The organism is Microbispora siamensis, from assembly GCF_016863095.1.
Taxonomy (GTDB): Bacteria; Actinomycetota; Actinomycetes; order Streptosporangiales; family Streptosporangiaceae; genus Microbispora; species Microbispora siamensis.
In genome coordinates, this window is the sequence record NZ_BOOF01000035.1 from 25,331 (window position 1) to 45,135 (window position 19,805).

General features: G+C 71.6%; 23 protein-coding genes, 2 tRNA genes and 1 other RNA gene. 12 read left to right on the plus strand and 14 right to left on the minus strand.

Features of this window, described 5'->3' with window-relative positions:
- Positions 1-4 precede the first annotated feature (4 nt).
- The 7 genes from Msi02_RS28270 to ffs form a co-directional block, all read right to left on the minus strand.
- Complete coding sequence (locus tag Msi02_RS28270; protein WP_079320094.1) at positions 5-1,072, minus strand: aspartate-semialdehyde dehydrogenase; 1,068 nt, start codon at positions 1,070-1,072, stop codon at positions 5-7.
- Complete coding sequence (locus tag Msi02_RS28275; protein ID WP_204051083.1) at positions 1,069-2,343, minus strand: aspartate kinase; 1,275 nt, start codon at positions 2,341-2,343, stop codon at positions 1,069-1,071. The genes Msi02_RS28270 and Msi02_RS28275 overlap by 4 nt, the downstream gene beginning before the upstream one ends.
- Positions 2,344-2,441: 98 nt before the next feature.
- Positions 2,442-2,972, minus strand: a complete 531-nt coding sequence (locus Msi02_RS28280) for a DUF5063 domain-containing protein (protein WP_079320095.1) — start codon at positions 2,970-2,972, stop codon at positions 2,442-2,444.
- On the minus strand, positions 2,965-3,564 hold the full coding sequence (recR, locus tag Msi02_RS28285) for a recombination mediator RecR (protein WP_076439806.1): 600 nt from the start codon (positions 3,562-3,564) through the stop codon (positions 2,965-2,967). The genes Msi02_RS28280 and recR overlap by 8 nt, the downstream gene beginning before the upstream one ends.
- Positions 3,565-3,567: 3 nt before the next feature.
- Positions 3,568-3,918, minus strand: a complete 351-nt coding sequence (locus Msi02_RS28290) for a YbaB/EbfC family nucleoid-associated protein (protein WP_079320096.1) — start codon at positions 3,916-3,918, stop codon at positions 3,568-3,570.
- Positions 3,919-4,095: 177 nt separating this feature from the next.
- Complete coding sequence (locus Msi02_RS28295; RefSeq protein WP_204051084.1) at positions 4,096-6,267, minus strand: DNA polymerase III subunit gamma and tau; 2,172 nt, start codon at positions 6,265-6,267, stop codon at positions 4,096-4,098.
- A 42-nt stretch (positions 6,268-6,309) separates the two neighbouring features.
- An RNA gene (gene ffs / locus Msi02_RS28300) (signal recognition particle sRNA small type) lies at positions 6,310-6,405 on the minus strand.
- A gap of 86 nt (positions 6,406-6,491) precedes the next feature.
- Here ffs and Msi02_RS28305 point away from each other — a divergent pair.
- Positions 6,492-6,577, plus strand: a tRNA-Ser gene (locus Msi02_RS28305).
- Between the two features lie 68 nt (positions 6,578-6,645).
- Here the strand turns inward: Msi02_RS28305 and Msi02_RS28310 are convergent.
- Positions 6,646-7,596 carry a helix-turn-helix transcriptional regulator gene (locus Msi02_RS28310; protein ID WP_204051085.1) on the minus strand — a complete coding sequence of 317 codons (951 nt, stop codon included), beginning with the start codon at positions 7,594-7,596 and terminating at the stop codon, positions 6,646-6,648.
- Positions 7,597-7,659: 63 nt separating this feature from the next.
- Here Msi02_RS28310 and Msi02_RS28315 point away from each other — a divergent pair, with 63 nt between their 5' ends.
- On the plus strand, positions 7,660-8,040 hold the full coding sequence (locus Msi02_RS28315; RefSeq protein ID WP_204051086.1) for a VOC family protein: 381 nt from the start codon (positions 7,660-7,662) through the stop codon (positions 8,038-8,040).
- 29 nt (positions 8,041-8,069) lie between these two features.
- Complete coding sequence (locus Msi02_RS28320) at positions 8,070-8,726, plus strand: CatB-related O-acetyltransferase (RefSeq protein ID WP_204051087.1); 657 nt, start codon at positions 8,070-8,072, stop codon at positions 8,724-8,726.
- A gap of 21 nt (positions 8,727-8,747) precedes the next feature.
- Here the strand turns inward: Msi02_RS28320 and Msi02_RS28325 are convergent, their stop codons facing one another.
- Positions 8,748-9,473 carry an SDR family oxidoreductase gene (locus Msi02_RS28325; protein ID WP_204051088.1) on the minus strand — a complete coding sequence of 242 codons (726 nt, stop codon included), beginning with the start codon at positions 9,471-9,473 and terminating at the stop codon, positions 8,748-8,750.
- A gap of 105 nt (positions 9,474-9,578) precedes the next feature.
- Here Msi02_RS28325 and Msi02_RS28330 point away from each other — a divergent pair, with 105 nt between their 5' ends.
- Entirely contained in the window at positions 9,579-10,427 is an 849-nt protein-coding gene (locus tag Msi02_RS28330; RefSeq protein WP_204051089.1) for a LysR family transcriptional regulator, read from the plus strand.
- Positions 10,428-10,461: 34 nt separating this feature from the next.
- Here the strand turns inward: Msi02_RS28330 and Msi02_RS28335 are convergent, their stop codons facing one another.
- Positions 10,462-12,075, minus strand: coding sequence for a dolichyl-phosphate-mannose--protein mannosyltransferase (locus Msi02_RS28335; protein WP_239108776.1), 1,614 nt, complete (start codon positions 12,073-12,075; stop codon positions 10,462-10,464).
- Positions 12,076-12,139: 64 nt separating this feature from the next.
- On the opposite strand from Msi02_RS28335, the gene ypfJ reads away from it, so the two are divergent.
- The 4 genes from ypfJ (at position 12,140) to Msi02_RS28355 (ending at position 16,021) form a co-directional block, all read left to right on the plus strand.
- The gene (ypfJ, locus tag Msi02_RS28340; RefSeq protein ID WP_079320147.1) at positions 12,140-13,000 is read left to right on the plus strand and encodes a KPN_02809 family neutral zinc metallopeptidase; all 861 of its coding nucleotides are present in this window, start codon (positions 12,140-12,142) and stop codon (positions 12,998-13,000) included.
- Between the two features lie 56 nt (positions 13,001-13,056).
- Positions 13,057-13,353 carry a type II toxin-antitoxin system VapB family antitoxin gene (locus Msi02_RS28345; RefSeq protein ID WP_204051090.1) on the plus strand — a complete coding sequence of 99 codons (297 nt, stop codon included), beginning with the start codon at positions 13,057-13,059 and terminating at the stop codon, positions 13,351-13,353.
- 101 nt (positions 13,354-13,454) lie between these two features.
- A complete protein-coding gene (locus tag Msi02_RS28350; protein WP_204051091.1) occupies positions 13,455-14,825 on the plus strand; it encodes an ATP-binding protein in 1,371 nt (456 codons plus the stop codon).
- Complete coding sequence (locus tag Msi02_RS28355) at positions 14,819-16,021, plus strand: tetratricopeptide repeat protein (protein WP_204051092.1); 1,203 nt, start codon at positions 14,819-14,821, stop codon at positions 16,019-16,021. Before Msi02_RS28350 ends, Msi02_RS28355 begins: the two co-directional genes overlap by 7 nt.
- Positions 16,022-16,116: 95 nt before the next feature.
- Here Msi02_RS28355 and Msi02_RS28360 read toward each other — a convergent pair.
- From Msi02_RS28360 to Msi02_RS28375, 4 genes are all read right to left on the minus strand, one after another.
- A tRNA-Ser gene (locus tag Msi02_RS28360) sits at positions 16,117-16,201 on the minus strand.
- A gap of 61 nt (positions 16,202-16,262) precedes the next feature.
- Positions 16,263-16,754, minus strand: coding sequence for a tRNA adenosine(34) deaminase TadA (tadA, locus tag Msi02_RS28365; protein ID WP_275414183.1), 492 nt, complete (start codon positions 16,752-16,754; stop codon positions 16,263-16,265).
- Entirely contained in the window at positions 16,751-17,233 is a 483-nt protein-coding gene (locus tag Msi02_RS28370; protein ID WP_204051093.1) for a tRNA adenosine deaminase-associated protein, read from the minus strand. The genes tadA and Msi02_RS28370 overlap by 4 nt, the downstream gene beginning before the upstream one ends.
- A 15-nt stretch (positions 17,234-17,248) precedes the next feature.
- On the minus strand, positions 17,249-17,737 hold the full coding sequence (locus Msi02_RS28375) for a tRNA adenosine deaminase-associated protein (RefSeq protein WP_030508646.1): 489 nt from the start codon (positions 17,735-17,737) through the stop codon (positions 17,249-17,251).
- A gap of 138 nt (positions 17,738-17,875) precedes the next feature.
- Here Msi02_RS28375 and upp point away from each other — a divergent pair, with 138 nt between their 5' ends.
- The 4 genes from upp (at position 17,876) to Msi02_RS28395 (ending at position 19,669) form a co-directional block, all read left to right on the plus strand.
- The gene (upp, locus tag Msi02_RS28380) at positions 17,876-18,514 is read left to right on the plus strand and encodes a uracil phosphoribosyltransferase (RefSeq protein ID WP_204051094.1); all 639 of its coding nucleotides are present in this window, start codon (positions 17,876-17,878) and stop codon (positions 18,512-18,514) included.
- A 159-nt stretch (positions 18,515-18,673) separates the two neighbouring features.
- Entirely contained in the window at positions 18,674-18,892 is a 219-nt protein-coding gene (locus Msi02_RS28385; protein WP_079314255.1) for a hypothetical protein, read from the plus strand.
- A gap of 73 nt (positions 18,893-18,965) precedes the next feature.
- Positions 18,966-19,142 carry a hypothetical protein gene (locus Msi02_RS28390; protein ID WP_204051149.1) on the plus strand — a complete coding sequence of 59 codons (177 nt, stop codon included), beginning with the start codon at positions 18,966-18,968 and terminating at the stop codon, positions 19,140-19,142.
- Positions 19,139-19,669, plus strand: coding sequence for a PH domain-containing protein (locus Msi02_RS28395; RefSeq protein WP_079314254.1), 531 nt, complete (start codon positions 19,139-19,141; stop codon positions 19,667-19,669). The genes Msi02_RS28390 and Msi02_RS28395 overlap by 4 nt, the downstream gene beginning before the upstream one ends.
- Positions 19,670-19,805: the final 136 nt, after the last annotated feature.

Here is a 19,805-nt window from a genome sequence, read left to right on the forward strand (position 1 = left end):
CCCTTTACGCGAACTCGGTCGCGACCAGCGCGGCGATCTCGGCGGTGTTGAGCGCGGCGCCCTTGCGCAGGTTGTCGCCGCACAGGAACAGGTCGAGCGTGTTCGGGAAGTCGAGCGCCTGGCGGATCCGGCCGACGTAGGTCGGGTCGGTGCCCACCACGTCCGCCGGCGTGGGGAACACGCCGTTCGCGGGGTCGTCGAGCACCACGACGGTCGGCGCGGCGTCCAGGATCGCCCGGGCGCCCTCGACCGTGACCTCCCGCTCGAACGTCGCGTGGACGGCCAGCGAGTGGGTGGTCACCACCGGGACGCGGACGCAGGTCGCCGAGACCTTCAGGTCGGGGATGCCGAGGATCTTGCGCGACTCGTTGCGGACCTTCAGCTCCTCGGACGTCCAGCCGCCGTCCTTGAGCGAGCCCGCCAGCGGCACCACGTTGAGCGCCAGCGGAGCGGGGAACGGCGAGTCGGCCAGGTCGGGCACGGCCTTGCGCACGTCGCCCGCCACGGTGCCCATCGTCCGGTCACCGGCGACGGCCTCGATCTCGGCGTACAGCCGCTCGGGGCCGGCCACCCCGGCGCCGGACACCGCCTGGTAGGAGGCGACGACCAGCTCGCGCAGGCCCCACTCCCGGTGCAGGGCGCCCATGGCGGCCATCATCGACAGCGTCGTGCAGTTGGGGTTCGAGATGATCCCCTTGGGCCGGTTGCGGGCCTGCTCGGGGTTGCACTCGGGCACCACGAGCGGCACGTCCGGGTCCATCCGGAAGGCGCCCGAGTTGTCCACGGCCACCGCGCCGCGCGAGGCGGCGATCGGCGCCCACTCGGCGGACACCTCGTCCGGCACGTCGAACATGGCGATGTCGACGCCGTCGAACGCCTCCGGCGACAGCGCCTGGACGACGACGTCCTCGCCGCGCACGCTCAGCACCTTGCCCGCCGAGCGCGGCGACGCGATCAGCCGGATCTCGCCGTACGCGTCGGACAGGTCGCGGCGGTTGGTCAGGATCTCGAGCATGACGGTGCCGACGGCACCGGTCGCGCCGACGACGGCGAGGGTGGGCTTGCGGCTCATCGTCCGGTACCTCCGTACACAACGGCCTCGACCTGGTCGGCGTCGAGGTCGAACGCGCGGTGGGCGGCGGCGACCGCGGTGTCCACCTCGTTCTGCCCCACGACGACGGAGATGCGGATCTCCGAGGTCGAGATCATCTCGATGTTCACCCCGGCGTCGGCCAGCGCGCCGAAGAACTTGGCGGTGACACCCGGGTGCGAGCGCATGCCCGCGCCGACCAGGGAGACCTTGCCGATCTGGTCGTCGTACAGCAGCGACTCGAAGGCGACCTGGTTCTGGATCTTCTTCAGCGCCGTGAGGGCCGTCTGGCTGTCGTTGGCCGGGAGCGTGAAGGAGATGTCGGTGCGCCCGGTCGCCGCGGCCGACACGTTCTGCACGATCATGTCGATGTTGATCTCCGCGTCCGCCAGCGTGCGGAAGATGGCGGCGGCCTCGCCGACCTTGTCGGGCACCCCGACCACAGTGATCTTGGCCTCGCTCCGGTCGTGCGCGACCCCGGAGATGATGGGCTGCTCCACTTCGGTTCCTTCGCTGTAGGGGTCGGAGACGACCCAGGTGCCTTCCCTCGTGCTGAACGAGCTTCTGACGTGGATGGGCAGGTCGAACCTGCGGGCGTACTCCACGCAGCGCAGATGCAGGATCTTGGCGCCGCAGGCCGCCATCTCCATGGCCTCCTCGTAGGAGATCCGCGGGATCTGCCGCGCCGTACGGACGATGCGGGGATCGGCGGTGTAGATGCCGTCCACGTCGGTGTAGATCTCGCAGACGTCCGCGCCGAGCGCCGCCGCGAGAGCGACGGCCGTGGTGTCGGAACCACCCCGGCCCAGCGTCGTGATGTCCTTGCTGTCCTGGGAGACGCCCTGGAATCCGGCCACGATCGCGATCTGGCCGGAGGCGACGGCCTCCTGGATGCGGCCGGGCGTCACGTCGATGATGCGCGCCTTGCCGTGCGTCGAGTCGGTGATGACACCGGCCTGCGAGCCGGTGAAGCTGCGCGCCTCGTGACCGAGGTTGGCGATCGCCATCGCGAGCAGCGCCATCGAGATCCGCTCACCGGAGGTCAGCAGCATGTCGAGCTCGCGGCCGGGCGGCAGCGGCGACACCTGCTGGGCCAGGTCGAGCAGCTCGTCGGTGGTGTCGCCCATCGCGGAGACCACCACGACGACGTCGTTGCCCGCTTTTTTCGTCGCGACGATCCGCTGGGCGACCCGCTTGATGCAGGACGCGTCGGCTACGGAGGAACCACCGTACTTTTGCACAACGAGCGCCACTGGAATCTCCAACGAATCAGGACGTGGAGCTCACAGTGTACTTGGACGCCCCAAAGCGAGACCGGACGCGACCAGCATGTGGACGCCCCGCCGCCCGATCAGACCGTCGTGCCCTCTTCGACGACGTCCAGTCTGGTGTGCGCGACCAGCGCCTGCAGGGCCCGCAGCGCCGCGCCCGCGTGGTTGCCCCAGGTGTTGAAGTAGGAGTACTGCCACCACCACAGCGCCTCGAGCGGACGGCCCGCCTGGTAGTGCCGCAGCCCGTGGATGAGGTCGGCCGCCACCGCCGTGAGGTCGTCCGACAACCGGTACGGGGTGACCACGGTGTCCTTGTAGGGGTCGAACACCTCGGCGTAGTCGTCCACCGGGCCGAGGCGGGCGGCGAGAGCCGTACGGAGGGGGTCGATGTCGGGGTCCTCGCTCAGCGCGGGTTCGACGTTGCCCTGCAGGATCACGTCCTGGGCGGCCCCGAGCTGGGTGCCCGCGAGGCTGACCTGGGCCACCTCCACCAGGAGCAGCGGCAGCGTGGCATCGCCGCCCTCACCGCCGGCCAGGCGGGTGAGGCCGTCGATGAAGTTCTGCGCGTGTCCTGCGACGCGTGCGGCCAGGTCGTTCCACTCGTCAGACATCCAGCAGCCTCCGTCCTTCGAAAGCGCGGCCCAAAGTGACCTCGTCGGCGTACTCGAGATCACCGCCCACAGGCAGACCGCTGGCCAGTCGGGTCACTTTCAATCCCAGGGGCTTGACGAGCCTGGCCAGGTAGGTGGCCGTCGCCTCGCCCTCGAGGTTCGGGTCGGTCGCGAGGATGAGCTCGGTCACCTGGCCGTCGGCCAGCCGGGTCATCAGCTCGCGGATCTTCAGGTCGTCCGGGCCGACGCCGTCGATCGGGCTGATCGCCCCGCCGAGCACGTGGTAGCGACCGCGGAACTCACGGGTCCGCTCGATCGCCACCACGTCCTTCGACTCCTCGACCACGCAGATCACGTGCGGATCGCGCCGCTGGTCCCGGCAGATCCGGCACTGGTCCTCTTCGGCCACGTTTCCGCACACGCGGCAGAAGCGCACCTTCTCCTTCACTTCGAGCAGCGCGTGCGCGAGCCGCTTGACGTCGGCCGGATCGGCCGCGAGGAGGTGGAACGCGATCCGCTGCGCGCTCTTGGGACCGACGCCGGGCAGCAGCCCGAGCTCGTCGATCAGGTTCTGGACGACCCCTTCGTACATGCTCTAGAACCCCGGCAGCTGGCCGCCGAGGCCGCCCCCAAGTCCCTGCGCGAGCGGGCCCAGCTTCTCCTGCTGCAGCTCCCCTGCGGCGCGTACGGCGTCCCGCACGGCGGCGAGCACGAGGTCCGCGATCGTCTGCGCGGTCTCCTCCGGGTCGCTCGCGTCGATGGCCAGCGGGCTGATCTCGAGCTCGAGAAGCTCGCCGCTGCCGTTCACGGTGGCGACGACCAGGCCGCCCCCGGCACTGCCCTCGACCTCGGCGTCGCTGAGCTCCTGCTGCGCGGTGACGAGCTGCTGCTGCATCAGCTGAGCCTGCTCCAGCAACTGCTGGAGGTTGACATCCCCTGGATTCACGATGGTTGCGCTCCTCAGCGTCCAGCGACATGTTCGTCGCGACGAGCCTACGGCGTCCGCCCCGGTTTCCGCACCGGCGCGGCGTGCGTGTTCCGCGCCGGGTCGTGGGCGGACGGACACCGGTTACCCCACCAGTCTCCGTCCATGCGGCGGCCGTCCCTCGGGCGGGGAAGGCGCTCAGGAATGATCGATTTCCTCGATGACGCGGCCGCCCAGCTCGCGCTGGATCAGGGCCATGCCGGACAGCTCGCTGACGTCCGCGTCGTCGTCGTTGAGCGGGTCGACGTCGTCGTCCGGACGGGCGGCCCCGCCCGTACGGCCGGGCACCGTCTCCGGCCAGGCCTGCCGGGGACCGGTCTGGGCGGCGGCCCTGGCCGCGGAGCGCGCGGCGGCAAGGCCGGGGCTCGGCGTGGATCGCGGGGCCGGGGACGGCGCGTCGTAGTCGTCCGACGGCGCGTCGGGCCACGACTCGTCGGTCGTCCCTCCGGACGGCACGGTGGGGGACACCGCGGGCGCGGCGGCCTTCCGCTCCGGAGCCGGGGCGGCCTTGGGAGCGGCCGGGGCCGGGGCGGGCGTGGCCCCCGCGGGCGGCGTGACCGGGGGAGCCGACGCGGCGGGCGCGGCCGGCGGAGCCGTGGGCGTGGGCGGCGGCGTGGGTGTCTGCGGGCCCGACGGACCGCGGGTGGCGGGACCGGCCGGACCGGGACCCGAGCCGCCGACGACGACGTCGACGCGCCAGGTGCCGCCGAGCACGTCGCCGAGCGCGGCGGCCACCACCTCGTCGCGCTTGCCCTTGAGGAAGCCCTGCACGTCGCCCGGCTTCTCGAAGCCGACGGTCACGACGTTGCCCTCGACGCCGAGCAGCCTGCCCTGGGCGTTGAGGATCATCCAGGCCACCCGCTGGCGGTTCTTGATGGCTTCGAGCACCTGCGGCCAGGCCTGCTGCACCGGTCCCCCGCCCGCGGCGGGCGCCTGGGCCTGCTGTGCCTGCGGAGGCGGCGGCGCCGCCCCGGAGCCGGGCCGTACGGGCGTGGGCCAGTCGTCGGCGCTCCGCTCGGCCGCCGGGGCGGCCTGAACCTGCGGCGCCGGGGCCGGGGCCGGAGCCGGGGCCGGAGCCGCAGCGGCGGGCGCAGGCGGCGGCGCGGACTGCGGAACCGTGTGAGCCTGTGGCGGGGCGGCATGAGTCCCGGCCGCGACGCCGCGCTCCAGCCGTTCGAGCCGGGTCAGCAGCGCGGCCTCGCCCTGATCGGCCCCGGGCAGCAGCACGCGGGCGCACATCAGTTCCAGCAGCAGGCGGGGGGAGGTCGCGCCGCGCATCTCGGTCAGCCCGGCGTTGAACACCTCGGCCGCCCGGGTCAGCTCGGCGGGGCCCATCGACGCCGCCTGCGCCTGGAGACGCTCCAGTTCGTCGGCCGGCCGGTCGAGCAGGCCACTGCCCGCCGCCTCGGGGACGTTGGACAGGATCACCAGGTCGCGGAAGCGTTCGAGCAGGTCCGTCGCGAAGCGGCGCGGGTCGTGGCCGCCCTCGATCACCCGGTGCACGGCCTGGAACACGGCCGCGCCGTCCCGCTTGGCGAACGCGTCGACCACCTCGTCCAGGAGGTCGCCGTCGGTGTAGCCGAGCAGGGACACCGCCCGCTGGTAGGTGATGCCGGACTCGTCGGCGCCCGCGAGAAGCTGGTCGAGGATCGACAGCGTGTCCCGGGCCGACCCCGCGCCCGCCCGTACGACCAGCGGTAACGCGGCCGGCTCGTACGGCACCGACTCGGAGTCGAGGATCTCCTCCATGAGCCGCCGCAGGGTCGCGGGCGGCATCAGCCGGAAGGGGTAGTGGTGGGTGCGGGACTTGATCGTCCCGATGACCTTCTCCGGCTCCGTGGTGGCGAAGACGAACTTGAGGTGCGGCGGCGGCTCCTCCACCAGCTTCAGCAGCGCGTTGAAGCCCTCACGGGTGACCATGTGGGCCTCGTCGATGATGTAGATCTTGTAGCGCGCCGACACGGGGGCGAAGAAGGCCCGTTCGCGCAGGTCACGGGCGTCGTCCACGCCGCCGTGCGACGCCGCGTCGATCTCGATGACGTCGAGGTGGCCCGGCCCGGTGGGGGCCAGCGCGACGCAGGACTCGCACTCCCCGCAGGGGTCGGGCGTCGGGCCCTTCTCACAGTTGAGCGACCGGGCGAGGATGCGGGCGCTGGAGGTCTTGCCGCAGCCGCGCGGGCCGCTGAAGAGGTAGGCGTGGTGGATCCGGCCGCTGCGCAACGCCTGGCGCAGTGGGTCGGTGACGTGCTCCTGCCCCTTGACCTCGGCGAATGTCCCGGGCCTGTACTTGCGGTACAGCGCAAGACTCATGCCGCCTCCTCGGAGGGCCGACCCGGCCGGAGTACCCGCTAACTGAGAGACCCCTCGCACACCCGCCAGAGCCCGCTTATCCTTGCTGCCTTCCGGCCCTGGGGAGGTTCACAGGATGACGCCGCGCGAGGGGTCCGCTGGACAGTCTAGCCACTCGACGGGTGTGCGCGGGCCGTCGAGACAACAGTCGAAACCACGCCGGAAAGTGGGCTAAGCTGTCCGACGGAGGATTCGCCTAGTTGGCCTAGGGCGCACGCTTGGAAAGCGTGTTGGGGGCAACCCCTCAGGAGTTCGAATCTCCTATCCTCCGCGCTTGGTTGAGCAGCAAGAACGCGAAAGGCCCGGTCCATCCAGCCGGGCCTTTCGCGCGTCCGGGCCTCATTCGTTGTCCTCGTAGAGCTCCCGGGTGAGGCGCAGCAGGGCCTGCCGTACGGGCTCCGGTGAAAGGACGCGCAGAGGTGTCGCCAGGCCGATGAGATACCTGGCGAGCCCGTCCGCGTCGGGACCGCCGACCTCGACGATCGTGGCGTCGGGACCGTCGGGGCGATGGGCGCCGACCGTCGACGGGATCAGTCGCAGTGCCCGGCCCATGGGCACCGGAAGACGGATCGTCGCGTACAGCGCGTAGGGGCCGGTCGCGACGGAGCGGGAGACGAGCAGCGCCGGGTCGGGCGGGTCGACGAGTTCCACCGGGAGCCCGGCCGGCTGCAGCCGGTCGACCCTGTCGGCCCGGAAGGTCCGCCATTGTCCCTGCGCCACGTCCCGGGCGACGAAGTACCACCGGCGTCCGGTGTGGACGAGGCGGTACGGATCGACGTCCCGGACCGTGGTTCTTCCCTGCCAGTCGCGGTAGGACAGGCGGGCGCGCTCACCGCGGCGGCAGGCGGCGGCCAGTTCCAGCAGCATCCCGGACGTGATCTGCGGCTCCTCGGGCCTGGGGGTGTGCACGAAGGCGGCGTCCATCTCACCCAGGCGGTCCGCGATCCGCCGCGGCAGAACCTGCCGCAGCTTCAGGAGCGCCGACAGCGCGGCCTGATCTCCGCCGAGGGCGCCGCTCAGCGCCGCCTCGCGCAGCCCGACGGCCACGGCGAGCGCCTCCTCGTCGTCGAGGATCAGCGGCGGCACCCGGGATCCGGCCCGCAGGTGGTAACCACCCCATGGCCCGGGATCGGATTCGACGGCATAGCCGAGTTCCCGGAGCTTGGCGATGTCCCGCCGCACGGTGCGCTCGGTGACCGCGGTCCGCTGGGCGAGCTCGGCGCAGGTCCACGAGGGCCGGTCGACCAGTAGGGAAACCAGTCGCAGCAGGCGGGCGGAGGCACTGAGCACTTTTTGAAGTGTTCCATACGACCAGGACCGGATCTGTCCTGGTCGCGTCGTAGCGTCTCCTTCATGGACAGCACCTCCGCCCCCGCGTTCCGCTACTCCGCCGTCACCTTCGACTGCCCGGACCCCGCCGAACTGGCCCGCTTCTACGGCGAGGCCCTCGGCCTGCCCGTGGTCTTCTCCACCGACGACTTCGTCCTGCTGGGCCAGGAGGGCGCGGCCGGGCTGGGGTTCAACCGGCTGGCCGACTACCGCCGTCCCACCTGGCCGGATCCCGCACAGGAGAAGCAGGCCCACATCGAACTGGGCGTCGACGACCTGGACGCCGCACAGGCCCGGCTGCTGGCCCTGGGGGCCGTCAAGCCCGAATTCCAGCCGGACCCGGACCGGTGGCGGGTCCTGCTGGACCCCGCGGGCCACCCGTTCTGCATCTCCACCCTCGTCTGATCGCTCACCGTCGTCGAAGGACACGCCGCATGACATCCGCCATCCCCGACCCGTCCGTGCTGCACCCGATGCCTGAGCACGAACGGGTGGTGTTCCTCAAGCCCCTGGTGACCGACCCGCGCATCGAGGTCGGGGAGTTCACCTATTACGACGACCCGGAGACCGCCCGCGAGTTCGAGCAGCGCAACGTGCTGTACGCGTACGGCCCAGAGCGCCTGGTGATCGGCAAGTACTGCGCGATCGCCACCGGCACCCGTTTCCTGATGGCCGGCGCCGAGCACCCCACCTTGGGCGTCTCCACTTTTCCCTTCACGATGTTCGGAGGCGTGTGGGCCGAGCGCACTCTCGACATCGTCACGGCCATGCCCAGCCGGGGCGACACCGTGGTCGGCAACGACGTGTGGTTCGGCCGGGGCGTCACCGTCATGCCGGGTGTGACGATCGGCGACGGGGCGATCATCGCCACGGGGGCCGTGGTCACCGCCGACGTGCCGCCCTACACGATCGTCGGTGGCAACCCGGCGCGCACCATCCGCCGCCGCTACGAGGACGCCGACGTCGAAAGGCTGTTGCGCGCGGCCTGGTGGGACTGGCCGGTCGAACTGGTCACCGAGCACGTACGCACGATCATGACCGGTTCCCCGGCCGACATCGAGACCGTCGCCATCGAGGCCGGACGCGTGTGATGCCGCCCTGAACGCCGTGTGTCACCACGGCACCACCCCGGAGTCGTCGAAGAACCCGCCGGTCGGTCCGTCGTCGGGCAGGGTCGCGAGCCGGATCGCGATCGCCGCGCCCTGTTCGGGCGTACGGACGCCGCGGAAGCCGTTGAGGTCGGTCGCGCAGAAACCGGGGCAGCCGGCGTTGATCAGGATGTTCGTGTCGCGCAACTCCTTGGCGTACTGCACCGTGACGGCGTTGAGGAACGTCTTCGACGGCGCGTACGCGGCGGAGATCGGGCCGGTCTCGGCGCCGGGAGTGGTCTGCCGGGTGAGAGAGCCAACCGTGCTGGACATGTTCACGATCCGGGGCGACACCGAGCGGCGCAGCAACGGCAGCATCGCGTTGGTGACGCGGATGACGCCGATCACGTTGGTCTCCACGGCCGCCCGCATCGTGGCGGGGTCGACCGTGGTGGGGGTCTGCGGCATGCCCCCGGTCACCCCGGCGTTGTTGACGAGCACGTCGAGGCGTCCGGCGCGCTCCTCGATCAGCCCGGCGGCGGCGGTCACGCTCGCGTCGTCGGTCACGTCGAGCGGCACGCCGAACGCGTCGACGCCGGCCGCGCGCAGCTTCTCCACCGCGGCCTCCCGGCGCTCGTCGTCCCGGGCGCCGACGCCGACGCTCCAGCCGAGGGCGCCCAGGCCGGCCGCGATCTCATATCCGATCCCCTTGTTCGCGCCGGTGACCAGCGCAATCGTCCGTTCGCTCATGTGTCTCATCCTGTCCGCGCACACCGCGGAACCTCCAACACCGTTTGGGTGGGCGGCGATACCTCCCGGGTATCGATCCGGGGCTCCCGGCGATACCGTGACGGCATGGAGACGCGTGAGCTGCGGTACTTCGTCGCCGTCGCCGAGGAGTTGCACTTCGGGCGGGCCGCGCAGCGGCTGGGGATCGCGCAGCCGCCGCTGTCGCGGGCGATCGGGCAGCTCGAACGGCGGCTCGGGGTGACGCTGCTGGAACGCACGAGCCGCGCCGTCACGCTGACCGAGGCCGGGGCGGTGCTGCTGCGCGAGGGCCGGGCGGCCCTCGACGCGGTCGAGGCCGCCGAGCGCCGCACCCGCCGCGCCGCCCTCGCCGCGACCGGCCGGCCCGGCCTGGTCCTCGTCACGAAGGCCGGGGCCTCCGCCGATCTGCTGCCGAAGCTGCTCGACGCGTACGCCGCCGAACCCGGCTCGGTCGCCGTCGACGTGCTCCTGTGCGGGCCCGGCGAGCAGGAACGGCTGCTGCGCGACGGGCGGGCCGACGTGGGTCTGCTGCACCGCCCGTTCGACTCGACGGCCGGGTTCGACTTCGAGGAGCTGTGCACGGAGGGGCAGGTCGTGGTCCTGCCGGCCGGGCACCCCCTCACCGGCCGGGCACACCTGCGGATGGCCGACGTCACCGCGCTGTCCGACCTGCCCAGGCCGCGCTGGCCCCGCTCCGACGGCACCTACCCGGACGGCCCCGGCCCGGAGGTCCGGGACCACGCGCAGCTTCTGCAGTTGATCGCGCTCGGCCGGGCCTCGGCGGTCCTGCCGGAGTCGTCCCGGGCTCATCTGCGCCACGACCTCGCCGCCGTGCCGGTGCTGGACGCTCCGGCGGTGACGACGGTGATCGCCTGGCCGCCGCACAGTCGGTCGATGGCCGTCGCCGGGCTGGTCCGGGCCGCGACCCGCCTCTGACCGCAGAGAACCCTCCCGCCCGACAACGATCAGATCAGATCCAGCCGCGCAGCAGCATGCGGCTCAGCCAGACGTCGTACGGCACGGGCACGGCGGTGAGCACGGGCCACAGCCACCAGAAGCCGACCAGGGCGAGCAGCGTGAACGCGCCCACCACCGCCGCCCCCGTGGAGCGCCGCGTGGCCGGCGCGCCCGGCGGCCCGAGGACGAGCCCGCACGCCAGCACGATCGCGAGGACCATGAACGGCACCGCCGGGAGCGCGTAGAACAGGTACATCGTGCGGTCGTCGGCCAGCGCGAAGTAGAACCACGGCAGCCATCCCGCCGCGTAGGCGAGCAGGACGGCGCCCGCCCGCCAGTCGCGGGTCCTCGGATACCAGACCACCATCGCGATCAGCGCGAGCAGCCCTCCGTACCAGATGACCGGGGTGCCGGTCCCGAGGATCTCCTGCGAGCAGGAGGGCGCGCCGCAGGTGCCGCGGGACGACCGGTAGAAGAAGGCGACCGGCCGCAGCAGCAGCGGCCACCCCCACGGCTCCGACTGGTAGTCGTGGTGCGCGCTCAGCCCCTGGTGGAAGCCGAACACCTGGCTCTGGTAGTCCACCAGCGAGCGAAGCGAGTCGAAGACGAAGTAGGCCCAGCCGTTCGAGGTCGCGCGGTCCCAGTTGCGGCCCCACCCGCCGGCCGAGGCGAACCAGCCGGCGAACGACGCGACGTACACGACGGGCGGCACGGCGCCGAGCCAGACGAGGCCCGTCGGCCAGTCGAGGCGCACCGCCTGCCGGTACGGCCGGCGCAGGCCGACGGCGCGCCTGGCCCCGCAGTCCCAGACGAGCGTCATGATCCCGAACGCCACGACGAACAGCAGGCCGGTCCACTTGGTGGCCGTCGCCGCGCCCAGGCACAGCCCCGCCGCCAGCCGCCAGGGCCGCGGGCCGAGCCGGGGAGCGGGCCCGTTCAACGCGGAGGTGCGGTACCACTCCGTCAGGCGGGTGCGGGCCGCGTCCCGGTCGGCGACCAGGCAGGCGAAGCCCGCGAGCACCCAGAACATGAGGAAGACGTCGAGCAGCGCGGAGCGCGACAGCACGAGGTGCAGGCCGTCCAGCGCCAGCAGCAGACCGGCGAGGCAGCCGAGGAGGGTCGAGCGGGTCATCCGGCGGGCGGTCCGCGCCAGGACCAGCACGCTGAGCGTGCCCGCGAGCGCGGCGGCGCACCGCCACCCGAAGGGCGTGAGGCCGAAAAGCCACTCTCCCGCGCCGATCAGCCATTTGCCGAGCGGCGGGTGGGCGACGTAGGCGGCGCACTCCTCGAACGTCGCGCACGTCTTGAACACGTCCGTGCCGCCCCGCAGGATCGTCTGTTCCGCGCCGTCGGCGAACTGCCGCTCGACGCCGTACGTGATCAGCGAGTACGCGTCCTTGGCGTAGTAGAGCTCGTCGAAGACGAACGCGTGCGGCGCATCGAGACGGTCGAACCGGAGGAACCCCCCCGAAAGCGGCCACGGCCAGCGGGCCGAGCCAGCCGACCCGCCCGCCCGGCATCGGCGGCACCAGCCGGGGTAAGGCGCTCCGAGGCACGCGGTGATCCTAACCCGGCAAAACGCGAAGATCAGGGCAAGACAGATCCGGCATGACGGACCTCCAGGCATGATCACCGCCGTACGGGGCAGTAGCCCCGCCAAGCAACCGGCAACGCCATCGGGAGCGTCGCAGATGGATTTCGATGACCGAGCGCAACTCGACGCCTCGCAGGTCGAGGACGTCGGCGGTGGAGGCGGGTTCCGCGGCGGAGGTCTGGCCATCGGCGGCGGAGCCGCCGGAATCATCGCCCTCATCGTGGCCCTGATCTTCGGCGTCAACCCCGGGAACATCACGGGCGGCGGCGACGAACCCGCCGGCCTGCAGCCGACCAGCGACCTGAGCGCGCAGTGCAAGACCGGCGCCGACGCCGATCAGTCGGAGAAGTGCCGGGTCGTGGGCGTCGTCAACAGCATCCAGAAGTACTGGAGCGAGCAGATCCAGGGGTACACCGGCGCGAAGACCACCCTGTTCTCCGGCGGGGTGCAGACCGGCTGCGGCGCCGCGGACTCCTCCGTCGGCCCCTTCTACTGCCCGAACGACAAGCACGTCTACCTGGACCTGTCGTTCTTCGACGAGTTGCAGTCGCGGTTCGGGGCCAAGGGCGGCCCGTTCGCCCAGGCGTACGTGATCGCCCACGAGTACGGCCACCACGCGCAGGACCTGCTCGGCACGATGAACCGCGTCGGCCAGGACCAGGGCGCGGAGAGCGGCTCGGTGCGGCTCGAACTCCAGGCCGACTGCTACGCCGGCGTGTGGGCCAAGAACGCGGTGGACACCGGCTTCTACGCCAAGCCGTTCACCGACGCCGACATCCAGGAGGCGCTCGACGCCGCCGCGGCGGTCGGCGACGACCACATCCAGGAGCAGGCCCAGGGCAGGGTCAACCCGGACGCGTTCACCCACGGCACCTCCGCCCAGCGGCAGAAGTGGTTCACGAACGGCTACTCGTCGGGCGACCCGGCACGCTGCGACACCTTCTCCGGGAGCGTCTGAGACCCCCGGTAGAGCCTCGGGCGCGAACCTTTGCGTCGTCTCCTAAACTACATACCGTGATCTTTAAGTTGGTCGGTGACGGACGGCCCTATCCCGAGCACGGACTGTCGTCCCGCGAGTGGGCGCAGATCCCGCCCAGGCAGGTCCGGCTCGACACACTGATCACCACGAAGGCGGTGCTCGACCTGCACTCGTTGCTCGCCAAGGACTCGACCTTCTACGGCGACCTGTTCCCGCACGTGGTGCAGTGGAAGGGCGAGCTGTACCTGGAGGACGGCCTGCACCGTGCCCTGCGCGCCGCCCTCCACCAGCGCTCGGTGCTGCACGCCCGCGTGCTGGAACTCCAGGAATAGTCGCGGACTAGCCGCTCCCCGAGTGAGATCGCCTGTCTGACTGCTTCGGTAGCCTTACGGTCATTTGACTTGACCAGCCACCGAAAGAAGGGAGCCGGGCAGTGCTCGACGACGCCGGACTCCACGCCCTCCGCGAGGCGGCTCGACTGTCTCCCGACAACCTTCCCCTGCGGCGCCACCTCGCCGAGCAGCTTCTGTCCAAGGGCTACCTCGCCGAGGCCGAGGCCGAGTTCCGCGCCGCCCTCGTGCTGTCGCCCCAGGACCCGGACGTAATCGCCGGTCTCGCCGAGGCCTTCGTGCGGCAGAGTGCGTACGGCGCCGCGCTGTCGGCGCTGGAACCGCTCCTGGCGGCTCCCGGCCACGCGCCGCGCGCCAGGTTGCTCGCCGCCAGGGCACTGCTGGGCGAGGGCGACGTGGCCGGGGCTGCGCGCCGCTACCACGACGCGGTCGCCCGCGATCCCTCGCTGGCCGACCCCGACCTGGCCGCCCGGCTGGCGCCGCAACCCGCCACGCCTCACCCGCCGCAGGCCGCCCCTTCCGGCACGCCGCACTCCCCCGGGGCAGACCCCGCCGACGGCGCCGAGGCCGAGCGCTCCGGCGTCACGTTCGCCGACGTGGCCGGCATGGAGGCGGTCAAGGAGGCGCTGCGGATGAAGCTCCTGCTCCCCGTCCAGCAGCCCGAGCTGTTCGCCGCGTTCGGCAAGCGGGCGGGCGGCGGAGTGCTGCTGTACGGCCCTCCGGGCGCGGGCAAGACCCACCTGGCCAGGGCCGCGGCGGGCGAGCTCGGCGCGGCGTTCATCAGCGTCGGGCTGGCCGACATCCTGGACATGTACATCGGGTCGAGCGAGCGCAACCTGCGGGCCACGTTCGAGATGGCCCGCCGCAACCGGCCGTGTGTGCTCTTCTTCGACGAGGTCGACGCGCTGGCCGCGCGCCGCTCCGACATGCGGCAGGCGCACACCCGGCAGCTGGTCAACCAGTTCCTCGCCGAGCTCGACGGCGTGGACGAGAACGCCAACGAGGGCGTCCTGGTGCTGGCGGCCACCAACGCGCCCTGGTACATCGACGTGGCGTTCCGGCGTCCCGGACGGTTCGACCAGATGGTGTTCGTGCCCCCGCCCGACGCCGCGGCCCGCGCCGCCATCCTGCGCATCCTGTGCCGCGACAAACCGCTGGCCGAGATGGACTTCGACGCGGTGGCGAAGGTCACGGACGGGTTCGTGGGCGCGGATCTCAAGGGCGTGGTCGACCGCGCGGTGGAGACCAAGCTCCACCAGTCGATCAGCGCGGGCCGTCCCCTCCCGCTGACGACGGACGACCTGCTCGCGGTGGCCCAGGCGACGAGGCCGACGGCCGTGAAGGAGTGGCTGGGGACGGCGCGCAACTACGTCCTGCACGCCAACGACTCCGGCGCCTGGGACGAGCTGATGCCGTGGATCGACGGCAAGAAGGGCGGCAAGGGCAGATGGTGACCGCCGCGGCGCCGATCGAGCGCGCGCGGACGCTGCTGGCGCTGCGCCGTCCGGCGGAGGCCGAGCGGGAGCTGCGGGGCCTGCTCGCGCAGGATCCCCAGAACGTCGACGGGCACGCCTTCCTCGCGGTCGCGCTGACGGAGCAGCGGAGGCCGGCCGAGGCGATCGACGAGGCCGTGGAAGCGGTACGGCTCGCGCCCGACCGCTCGTATCCGCACTATGTGGCCGGGCAGGCGTACCACCGGGCGGGCCGGCCCCGGGAAGCCGCCGACGCCGCACGGGCGTGCCTTGCGCTCACCCCCGAGTACGCACCGGCCTGGGAGCTGCTGGCCCGGGTGCACGTCCAGGTCGAGCAGTGGCCGCAGGCGGCCGACGCGGCGCGCCACGGGCTCGCCCTCGAACCCGAGGACGCCGACCTGGCGAGCCTGCTCGCGGTGGCCCTCACCATGCTCGGCGACGCCGCCGGGGCGAAGGAGGCCGCCGAGCGGGCCGTGGGGCTGGACCCCGAGAGCGCGATGGCCCATCTGGCGTACGGACGCGCGCAGCTCGCCTTCGGCTCGCCCGGCGAGGCCGCCCGCGCGTTCCGCGAGGTGCTCCGCCTGGCTCCGGGGTTCGACCAGGCCAGGGACCTCCTGGTGGCGGCGCTCAAGCGGCGCAACCCCGTCTATCGCCTGCTCGCGCGGCTGCGCGGCACGTTCTTCGGCGGGTGGCGGATGCTGTTCCTGCTGCCGGTCGTGCCTCCGGTCATCGCCCTGTTCGTGCTCATCGCGCTCCTGCACTGGGCGGCCTGGGTCGCCGAGGCGGTCACCACCCTGCGCCTGGCCCGCGCCGGGGCCACCCGGCTGCTCTTCGAGGGCGCGCAGGCGCGGGGGGCCCTCGTGTGCTGCTGCCTGCTGGCCGCCGGCGCGGCGCTGCTCGTCACGGGCGTGGTGGCCGGGCAGGACGTGATCGGAGTGGCCGGCGCGGCGGTCATGGCGCTGATCACCCCCGTGCAGGAGGCGGCGCACACGAGCGCGCCCCGAGGCCGCGCCGTCCTGTACGGCTGGGCGGTCCTCCTGGGGCTGGCCGCCGCCCTGGCGGTGCCCCTGTCCTCCCCCTCCGCCGCGCTGCTCGCCGCGTATGCCGGGCTGGCCGGGATCTGGGTGGCGGCGGGCGTACGGCGACTGACCGGAACCCGGGCGACGAACGCGCTCTGACCGGCCGTGCCGGGCAAAAGCGCCACTGGACGCGAAAGAGCCGCCGACCCTTGTGATCAACACCTGTGATCAGGACCGGCGGCTCTTCAGTCGAGCGGTGGAGGTGGGATTTGAACCCACGGTAGGTTGCCCTACACACGCTTTCGAGGCGTGCGCCCTCGGCCACTAGGCGACTCCACCGCGCAGCAGCTTACCGGACGAACACCACTGCGCGCGCATCCGTTTCCGTCCGCCCGCCGGCTCAGGCGCGGCGGCCCAAGAAGAACTCGGTCAGCACGGCCGCGCACTCGTCGGCCAGCACGCCCATGACCACCTCGGGCCGGTGGTTGAGCCTGCGGTCCCGCAGGACGTCCCACAGCGATCCGGCGGCCCCGCCCTTCTCGTCCACCGCGCCGTACACGACGCGGTCCACCCGGGCGAGGACCGCCGCTCCGGCGCACATCGTGCAGGGTTCCAGCGTGACGACGAGCGTGCAGCCCGTCAGCCGCCAGTCGCCGATCCGCGCCGCCGCCGCGCGCAGGGCGAGCACCTCGGCGTGGGCCGTGGGGTCGGCGCTCGCCTCGCGGTCGTTGCCCGCCGCGGCAAGCACCTCTCCCGGCACCACCGAGCCCGGCCGCGGCGGGCCGAGCACGACGGCGCCGACCGGCACCTCGCCGCGCCCGCCCGCCCGTACGGCCTCCGCCAGCGCCAGCCGCATGGCGGCCTCGTACGTGTCCGGCGGCGAGCCGGTCACCGCAGGCGGTCGAGCTCGTCGGCGAAGCCGAGCCGTTCGGCGATGAGGGAGAGGATGTCGGCGGGCAGCACGCCCTCCTCCATGCTGAGCTCCACGAGCTCCTCCGCGCTCAGCGAGAAGTCGCCGAGCAGCTCCAGGTCGCCGACCGGACGGATGCCGAGGTCGGGCGCGTCCTTGTCCACCACGACGCCGGCCAGCTCGGCGAAGATCTCGCCGAGGGGGTCGTTCTGCACGGCGTGCGCGTCGGAGATGAACACGCGGGGGTCGAGGTCGTCCTGATAGCGGACGATCGCGAACCACTCGTCCTCGACCTCGACGCACAGCAGCGCGAGCTCGTCGCCGCTGAGCCCGAGGGCCTCCTGCAGGGCGTCGCTCAGGTCGTCGGCGATCTCGGCGGCGCCGAGGTCGACCTCGGCGCCGGCCCAGCGGCCGTCGATGCGGGCGAAACCGGCGGAGAAAAGGTTGGATCTGGAGGGCATGGCCGTCTCCCCAGGTCAGCCGATGGCGGCGTCGACGGCGCGTTCGAATGGCTGGGAGAAGCCCAGCCGCGCGGCGATGCTGGACAGGACCTCGTCGGGCAGCAGGTCGAGGTCGCCGGACAGCGCGCCCAGCTCCATCTCGTCGAGCCCGAGGTCGGCGAAGATGGACAGGTCCCCGGCGGGAAGCACGCTGTCGAGCTCCTCCTCCTCCGGCACGGGCACGTCGAGGTATTCGAGGACCTGCTGCGCCAGCGGCCACTCCCAGGCGGCCGTGATGTCCGAGAGGAAGACGTCCACCTGCTCGCCGAAGACCCGTAACGCCACGAAGAAGTCATCCCCTACGGCGACCATGCCAATCGTGGTTCCCATGCTGGGGGTCTGGCGAAGGGCGTGAATGAGTCCGTCCAGATCGGAGGTCAGCGCCACCGGGAGCATCTCCGCCTCCCAGCGGTCCTCCTCGCGATAGACGACGATGGCGAAGTCAAGAGTGTCCACGTCTGTCATCGTCTTCCCCACCGCACGCTCTTCACGCAGGCAATGGTCGCAGAATCGGAGGCGTACCGTACGGCTCTCACTCCAAATCGTGATCAAAGACTCAGCCGACGTCGAGGGTTTGCCCAGGAGACGGTAACTTCTCTACCCATGGAGACCCTCGTCGTCGACCACCCGCTCGTCGCCCACAAGCTCACCACTCTCCGCGACGTGCGGACCGACTCGCCGACGTTCCGCCGCCTGGCCGACGAGCTGGTCACGCTGCTCGCCTACGAGGCCACCAGGGACGTCCGGGTCACCGACGTGACGGTCGACACACCGCTCGCCCCCGCCCACGGCGTACGGCTGGCGCGCCCCGCGCCGCTCGTGGTGCCGATCCTGCGCGCGGGGCTGGGCATGCTCGACGGGATGACCCGGCTCCTGCCGACCGCAGAGGTGGGCTTCCTCGGGATGATCCGCGACGAGTCCACGCTCAAGGCCCAGACCTACGCCACGCGGCTGCCCGAGGACCTGTCCGGCCGGCAGTGCTACGTGCTCGACCCGATGCTCGCGACGGGCGGGACCCTCGCCGCGGCGATCCACTTCCTGTTCGACCGCGGCGCGCGGGACGTCACCGCGATCTGCCTGCTGGCCGCCCCGGAGGGCATCGCGTACCTGGACGAGGCGTTCCGCGGCGGCGACCGGCCGATCCGGGTGGTGACGGCCGCCCTCGACGAACGGCTGAACGAGAACGGCTACATCGTGCCCGGCCTCGGCGACGCCGGCGACCGCCTGTACGGCGTGGTCTGATTTCCCCCAGGGTCTGATTCCCCGGGGTCTGATTTCCCTTCCTCTCCGCGTGGTCCGTCCGCATCTCACCTCTGGTTACACTGCGCGCCCGATAGGGTACGCACTGTGATGACGACGTCACCTCGCGCTCTCGCGAGCGGCGCGCCACCAGGGAGAGCGATGATCCAGCATCCGGCCGGCGAGCACTACGAACAGCTCGAGGCCCTGCTCAGGGACGAGTTCGCGGGGGTGCATCCTCCCGCGACGGTGACCCGGTGCGTTCAGGCCGCCCACCACGGCGCCATCGAGGTCACCGGACACGCGCACCCCGCGCTGGTCGAGCGCATCGCACGCAAGCACCTGCGGGTCCTGGCGACCGCCGCGGCGGAGCGAGGCTGACGCCGTCGCGATCACGAAACCCGTTGGCGGTTCGCCGCTTTACCAAACGGGGCGTCTGGGTAATGTATTGGTCATGGGAGTGGTGACGGCGGTGCAGGCGAAGAAAGTCATCAAGTGGACGCTCATCGTGTCGGCGGGTTTCTATCTGCTCACGAGACCGATTGACGCGGCCCACACGGTCCACGGGGCCTTCAACGGCATCGTCAGCGCGGCCGACTCGATGGCGCAGTTCTTCGCCACCCTGACATGAGACTTGTGACCCACGGGGATTCGGCCCCGTCGTCGGTCAACCGTTACCTCCTCCCCCACGAACACCAAGTCATCATGGTCCGGCGCCATCCCGCCGTTCTCCTGCGCCCGGTCGCCGAGATCTTTGGTGGGCTCATCCTCGCCGGAGTCCTCAGCAAGTTCCTGAGCGACAACGGTGCGAGCCAGGCCCTCGCCCTCGTCTGGTGGGCCTGGCTCCTCCTGCTTGTTCGATTCGTCTGGAAGGTCGCGGAGTGGTCGGTCGACTACTTCGTCGTCACCTCCCAGCGCATGCTTCTCACGACGGGCCTCATCACGCGCAAGGTCGCGATGATGCCCCTGAGCAAGGTCACCGACATGAGCTTCCAGCGCTCGCTCCTCGGCCGCATGCTCGGCTATGGCGAGTTCGTGATGGAGTCGGCCGGCCAGGATCAGGCCCTGCGTACCGTCCCCCACATCCCCTATCCGGAGACCTTGTACCTCGAGGTCTGCCAGATGATCTTCCCCAGCAAGGACGGGGACGACGACTGACCGACGGCGGCCCGTCCGTTATCTCGACACCGTGATCGAACCTTCATCGTCGTGATTCTTGACGGAGGGTTACACGATTCGGTCGCTTCGTGCCATTATGGCGACACTATTGACCCTTCCCCCGCCCTGAGAGACC